We start from the raw sequence: 6,714 nt of genomic DNA, 5'->3' as shown, positions 1-6,714 counted from the left end.
CCCTGCACCGCCTGCAGCAGCACCTGCACCACCCCCTCGCGCTCACGGTGGCGCAACCACCAGAGCGCGCCCTTGCGAATGGGCCAGTACTGCTCGCTGCCGGCCAGCAGGCGGGCGGCGGCGAGGCCGAGCATCGGTTGATGGCCGATCACCAGCACCGGTTCGCTCGACTCGGGCCAGCGCGCCGCGGCGAGCATGCCTTCGACGCTGCCGTCGGGCGCCAGCGCCGCCACCGTCTTGAAGTGGCGCGCAAGGGGGCGAGCGGTCTGCTGCGCGCGCAGCGCCGGGCTTGCCAGCACGCGCGTCGACTCGGCCATGCGCTGGTTGAGCCACTCGGCCATGCGCTGGGCCTGGCGCTCGCCCTTGGGCGTGAGGGCGCGCTCCAGGTCGGTCTGCCCCTCGCGCAGCACATGCGCTTCGGCGTGGCGCCACAAGATCAAATCCATGGGTGATCGCGGCTCGCGTCCTCAGCCCTTGCCAGGCCATGTCGGCAGCATCGAGGGTGCGTGGAGGCAGTCATTTCAGCTCGTGTAGCGCGTCATCAGCGCCCGCTGCGCGCTCGGCCCGTCATTGCCGATGCGCTCGTAGCGTCCGTCGGGCAGTTGGCGCCAGGCGTCGCAGCGGTCGTGCAGGTAGGGCACCAGGCATTCGTCGATCACGCGCTGGCGCAGTCTTGCGTCACGCACCGGCCAGGCCACCTCGATGCGGCGCAGCATGTTGCGGCTCATCCAGTCGGCGCTCGACAGGTAGAGCACCTCGTCGTCCTCGCCCGCATCGAAACGAAAATACAGGATGCGCGTGTGCTCGAGGAAGCGACCGACCACCGAGCGCACGCGGATGCGCTCGGTCAAGCCCGCGACCCCCGGCGCCAGCATGCAGGCACCGCGCACGATCAGATCGATCGACACGCCAGCCTGCGCGGCGGCCACCAACGCAGCCATGAGGGGCTCGTCGGTCAGCGCATTGAACTTAAGGACGATGCGTGCCGGCCGACCTTGACGCGCCGCGTCGGCGCAGCGATCGACCATGCCCAGCAACTGGCGGTGCAGGCTGGTCGGCGCCAGCAGCAGCCGCTTGGGCGCCTTGCCGCGCGTGAGGCTGGCGAGCTGCTGGAACACCAGGTCGGCGTCGGCGGTGAGATCGGCATCGGCGGTCAGGCAGCCGATGTCGGTGTAAAGCCGCGCCGTCGTCGGGTTGTAGTTGCCGGTCGAGAGGTGCGCGTAGCGGCGCAGGCGACTGCCCTCGCGGCGCGTCACCAGCAACAGCTTGGCGTGCGTCTTCAAGCCGACGATGCCGTAGACCACCTGCGCACCAACCGCCTCCAGCCGCTCGGCCCAGTTGATGTTGGCCTCCTCGTCGAAGCGAGCCTTGAGCTCGACCACCGCCATCACCTCCTTGCCGCGCCGCGCCGCCTCGATCAGCAGCTCCATCAGCACGCTCTCGCTGCCGGCGCGGTAGACGGTCTGCTTGATGGCCAGCACATCAGGGTCGGCGACCGCCTCGCGCAGCAATTGCACCACCGGCTCGAAGCTCTCAAAAGGGTGATGCAACAGCACGTCGCCCTGCTTGAGCCGCTCGAACAGCGAGCCGCTCGCCAGGGCCGGCCGCAAGGTCCTGGGCCAAGCCGGCTCGTAGGGCGCGAAGCGCAGTGCGTCGGCATCGGCCTGGTCGATGAGCTGGTTCAGGCGCACCAGGTTGACCGGCCCGTTGACCAGGTAGAGCGCCGCATCCGGCAAGCCGAACTGCTGCAGCAAGAACTCGCTCAGCTCCTCGGGGCAGCTCTTGACGACCTCGAGCCGGATCGCCTGGCCGAAATGCCGCGTCGACAGCGAGGAGCGCAGCGCCTGACGCAGGTTGGTCATCTCCTCCTCGTCGACGTCGAGGTCGGAGTCGCGCGTGACGCGAAACTGCGAGAACGCCTCGACGCTGCGCCCCGGGAACAGCTCCGCGAGGTGGGCGCGCACCACGCTCGACAGCAGCACGAAGCTCTGCCCGCCGAGCGCCAGCTTGTCGGGCAGGCGGATCACGCGCGGTAGCACGCGCGGCACCTTCACGATGGCAATCGAGTTGTCCCGTCCGAAGGCGTCGCGGCCACCGAGCTTGACGATGAAGTTGAGCGACTTGTTGGCGACCTGTGGGAAGGGGTGCGCCGGGTCCAGCCCCAGCGGCACGAGCAGCGGGCGCACCTGCTTTTTAAAGAAGGCGTCGACCCAGCGGCGCTGCGGTTCGTCGCGTTCGGCGTGGTTCAGGATGCGGATGCCGCTGGCCTTCAGCGCCGGCATGACCACGTCATTGAAGGCGGCGTACTGGGCGTCGATGAGCGCGTGCGCCGCGGCCGCGACATCGGCCATCTCGCGCATGGTGATGCCCGAGCGCGGCAGGCGCGAGGCCTCCAGGTAGTCGGCAAAGCGCACCTCGAAGAATTCATCGAGGTTGGAGGAGACGATGGTGATGTAGCGCAGCCGCTCGAGCAGCGGCACGTCTTCGCGCAGCGCCTGGGCGAGCACGCGGCGATTGAATTCGAGGATCGCCTGCTCGCGGTTGAGCAGCGCCAAGCCGGTAGGGCGGGTCGCGGTCGGCGGGGGGGAGCGAAGGACGGCGGTCATCCTGCGAGTCTAGGCAAGGCAGACGGCAACTTGGTGACAGGCAATGCCGGGCCATGAAAAAGGCCCGTGACCGCCGAAGCGGCCACGGGCCTTTAAAGACTGAAAGTTCGCGGCCGCCGCGAGGGCGTGCCGCAATCGATCAGAAGTTGTGGCTGACGCCCACGCCGACCATCGACGTCTTGGCGTCCGGGTGAGCGCCGTTGACGATGACGCCGGTGCGCAGCGACGGTGCGCCTTTGGCGTCCGCGTAGGCGCCTTGGACGTAGAGCGTGGTGCGCTTGGAGATCGCGTAGTCGTTGCTCAAGACGAGCGTGCTGGTCTTGTCTTCCAGATTGCCAGCCCGGCGGATCTTGTCCTTGCCGTAGTAGTAAGTCGCGTTCAAGGTGTTGGTCGGATTCCAGGCGAAATCAACACCCACGCCAAAGAAGTTGACATCGGAGATCTTGACGTTGGCAATCTTTTCTTCGGACTTCTGGTAGCTGGCCTTGACCGTGACGGGGCCGAACGGCACTGCCGCGCCCACCATGCCGTGCTTGGTGCCGTCTTGGTCGGGGGCGCGCTCGATCTCCTGGTAGGAGGCTGACAGCGTGATCGGGCCGGTCCAGCTGGCGCCGAGCGTGTAGGTGCGGCCGGTGCCTTCGCCAGCCGCAACCAACGCGCCCAGATAGACGGGGCCGAAGGTGTTGCTGTACGAAACCGAGTTGCCGATGAAGAGGCCGATGTCGTTGACCGTGTTAGAGCCCGGATTCTGGTTCAGCGCGTAGGGATACAGGCCGGACAGGTTTTCCTTGAAGGCGCGCGGCTCGGTGCCGATGTTCGCCAGGATCGCCGGGCTGTACTGACGGCCCAGGGTGACCTGACCCCACGGTCCCTTCACGCCGACGTTGGCTTGGCGGCGGAAACCGCCCGACCCCGACCGTCCAGCGGCCGGACCTGTGGCCGCGCCGGTGTCGCCCGCAAAGTGCGCCTCGAGGTTAAAGAAGGCGCCCAGGCCGCCACCGAGATCTTCCGAGCCACGCAGGCCCCAGATGCTCGGGCGAATGCCGGCGTTGGCGACTTCGACCAACGAGTCGTTGGAGCCAGCCGTCTTGTCGCTGTACTGCACGCCGACGTCGATGCGGCCGTACAGGGTGACCGACGATTGCGCTTGTGCGAAGCCCGCCGTCATGGCCAACACCGCCCCTGCGATCAAAGTGCGCTGAGCGAGCGGGTGAAATAGATTCTTTGTCATGTTGTCCTCTTGGGGATGGGTGATGTCTGGCGCTTGCGGAGGTGAAGCTACCGAAGCCAATTCAAGCAAGCGAACGCAAGTGTGCCAAGACTCTCACACAATTGACACCCGCCGTTGCGCCGAACCGACGTTCCCTTTTGGCGCAAATCGGCTCAGCCAGCGGCAATCGCCGATCCTCAGGCTGGCCAGAGCGGCGAGCGCTCGGCCCGGTGGTCGTGTATCCCTGGCAGCCCGGCGCCGCTTCGCGCCTCGACCAGCAGTCCGGCGAATTGCGCGCACACGGCGGACCAGTCGAACTGCAGGGCGCGCGCACGGGCGCGCTGGCGCGGCAGGTCGAGCGCTCGCAGCGCAGCGCACCGCAGGTCGTCATTCAGCACACCGCCGTCGGAATCGCCGACCACGTCGAGCGGTCCGGGCACCGGGTAGGCGGCCACCGGCGTACCGCAGGCCATGGCCTCGAGCATCACCAAGCCAAAGGTCTCGCTGCGACTCGGAAACACGAACACGTCGGCGGCGCTGTAGATGCGTGGCAATTCGATGCGCGACACGAGGCCACGCCAATGAACGCCGGGGTATCGGCGCCGCAATTGCGGCTCGAGCGGCCCGACGCCGCAGACCAGCTTGCTGCCGGGCAGATCGAGCCGCAGGAAGGCTTCAAGGTTTTTTTCATAAGACACGCGCCCCACGTACAGAAAGACCGGCCGCGGCAGGCCGAGGTCGGCACCCGGCACGGGGGCGAACAAACCGAGATCGACGCCGTGCGACCAGGCTCGCAGCTTGTCGAAGCGGTAATGCTCGAGGATGCCCAGCATGCCCGCGCTGGGCACCATGACGCCGCTCGAGGCGCTGTGAAAGCGCCGAAACCAGGCATAGCCCCAGGCCGGCGGCACATGCAGGGCCTTGGCAAGAATGTCGGGAAATCGGGTGTGGAAGGCCGTGGTGAAGGCCCACCCGCGCTTCTTGCAGTGGTTTCGCGCCGCGCCGCCGAGCGGGCCTTCGGTGGCGATGTGTACCGCGTCGGCTTGCAGCGCATCGAGGCGGCGCGACACTTCGGCGCCGGGTCGCCAGGCCAGCTCGAGCTCGCGGTAGCCGGGGCAGGCGAAGCGGCGAAATCCCGAGGGCTCGATCACCTCGACCTCGTGGCCGCGCGCGCGCAGCCCCTGTACCAGTTCGACCAGCGTGGTGACGACGCCGTTGACCTGCGGCAGCCAGGCGTCGGTGACGAGGGCGAGCTTCACACCACCACCTCGACATTCAGCGCGGCCGGTTCGGCGGCGACCGCAGGCACCGCGACGCAACGGCGCCGCGCCGCCGCGCATGCGCCCCAGTCGATGATTTCGAGGCGTCCGTCAGCGTGCTCGACCAGTGCGGTGAGGCTCTCGACCCAGTCGCCGTCGTTGGCATAGACGATGCCGTCGATCTCGCGCAGCTCGGCATGATGAATGTGGCCGCACACCACGCCGTCAACGCCGCGCATCCGTGCCTCGCGCACCACAGCCTGCTCGAAGTCGCCAATGAAACTGACCGCGCGCTTGACCTTGAGCTTCAGGTACTTGCTCAGGCTCCAGTACGGCAGGCCCGCGCGCGCGCGCAGCGAGTTCAGGTGGCGGTTCAGGCGCAGCGTGAACTCGTAGAGCGAGTCGCCCACGTGGGCCAGCCACTTGGCGCACTGGATCACGCCGTCGAAGTGGTCGCCGTGCGTCACCCACAGCCGGCGGCCATCGGCGGTGGTGTGTACGCAGTCGAGCGCGACCTCGATGCCGCCGAAGTCGTGGCCGATGTACTTGCGCGCGAACTCGTCATGGTTGCCCGGCACGAACACCACGCGTGTGCCCTTGCGCGCCTTGCGCAAGAGCTTTTGCACCACGTCGTTGTGCGCCTGCGGCCAGTACCAGCTGCGCCGGAGCTGCCAGCCGTCGATGATGTCGCCCACCAGATAGAGGTGCTGGCAGTCGAGCGTCTTCAAGAAGTCCAGCAGCGCGATCGCCTGGCAACCCGGCGTGCCGAGGTGCAGATCCGAGATCCACGCACTGCGCACGCGCAAGCGGTGTTCGGGTGCAAGCTCGGCGAAGGCTGCCGGCGGCACCACCCAGGCCGCGGCGAGCCGGTCGGCCGCAGCGCCGTCGGCCGACCGGGTAGCCCATTCACGAAACGAAACCGCTGTCCATTGCATGGACGTTCAGCATGACGATCTACCGTGACGGCGGCGCGTCAGGTCGGTGTCGGCGCGGTGACAAGGGCCGTGTTCGCGACGGTCGCCTCAACAGAAAGGTGCAGACCGCGGGCGGTGCTTCAATGGGCCTCGTCCCAATTCGGGCCCACCCCCACCTCGGCCAGCAGCGGCACCTGCAGCGCTGCCACGCCGGCCATCAGCCGCGGCACTTCGGCCAAGGCCCATTCGAGCTCGGCTTCGGGTACCTCGAACACGAGTTCGTCGAGAACCTGCATGATCATCTTGGTGGCCCGCGCCTCGCCCTCGAGACGGCGCTGCACCGCGATCATCGCGAGCTTGATGAGATCGGCGGCCGTTCCCTGCATCGGCGCATTGATGGCCTGGCGCTCCGCGCCGGTGCGCCGCGGGCCGTTGCCTCCCTTGATGTCGGGCAGGTAGATGCGCCGCCCGAACAGGGTCTCGACATAGCCCAGCTCGCGCGCCGACTCGCGCGTCTCGTCCATGTAGCGCTTCACGCCGGCAAAGCGCGCGAAATAGCGGTCGATGTAGTCCTTGGCGGCCTTTTGCTCGATGCCCAGGTTGTTGGCCAGGCCAAAGGCGCCCATGCCATAGATGAGGCCGAAGTTGATGACCTTGGCATAGCGGCGCTGCTCCGAACTCACCTCGCCGAGCGCCACGCCGAACACCTCGGCGGCGGTGGCGCG

Annotated in this window: 6 protein-coding genes; all 6 read right to left on the bottom strand. The window is 67.6% G+C overall.

Annotated elements, in window-relative coordinates; translation table 11 throughout:
- The coding region (gene sixA / locus RMO12_RS00865; RefSeq protein WP_309637855.1) for a phosphohistidine phosphatase SixA at window positions 1–446 on the bottom strand (446 nt) is incomplete at its 3' end.
- Window positions 447–521: 75 nt separating this feature from the next.
- Window positions 522–2,606 (bottom strand): polyphosphate kinase 1, encoded by a 2,085-nt coding sequence (ppk1, locus tag RMO12_RS00860; protein ID WP_309637854.1) that lies wholly within the window; start codon window positions 2,604–2,606, stop codon window positions 522–524.
- 139 nt (window positions 2,607–2,745) lie between these two features.
- Window positions 2,746–3,837, bottom strand: a complete 1,092-nt coding sequence (locus RMO12_RS00855) for a porin (protein ID WP_309637853.1) — start codon at window positions 3,835–3,837, stop codon at window positions 2,746–2,748.
- Between the two features lie 176 nt (window positions 3,838–4,013).
- Complete coding sequence (locus tag RMO12_RS00850) at window positions 4,014–5,075, bottom strand: glycosyltransferase family 1 protein (protein ID WP_309637852.1); 1,062 nt, start codon at window positions 5,073–5,075, stop codon at window positions 4,014–4,016.
- The gene (locus RMO12_RS00845; RefSeq protein ID WP_309637851.1) at window positions 5,072–6,010 is read right to left on the bottom strand and encodes a UDP-2,3-diacylglucosamine diphosphatase; all 939 of its coding nucleotides are present in this window, start codon (window positions 6,008–6,010) and stop codon (window positions 5,072–5,074) included. The genes RMO12_RS00850 and RMO12_RS00845 overlap by 4 nt, the downstream gene beginning before the upstream one ends.
- A 119-nt stretch (window positions 6,011–6,129) precedes the next feature.
- Window positions 6,130–6,714: DNA polymerase (locus tag RMO12_RS00840; protein ID WP_309637850.1), on the bottom strand; the 585-nt coding region annotated here is incomplete at its 5' end.

Origin of the sequence: Methylibium sp. (assembly GCF_031393925.1) — a bacterium.
GTDB lineage: Bacteria > Pseudomonadota > Gammaproteobacteria > Burkholderiales > Burkholderiaceae_C > Methylibium.
Note: the sequence above shows the minus strand (reverse complement) of the source record. Positions and strands in the feature narration are given on the sequence as shown.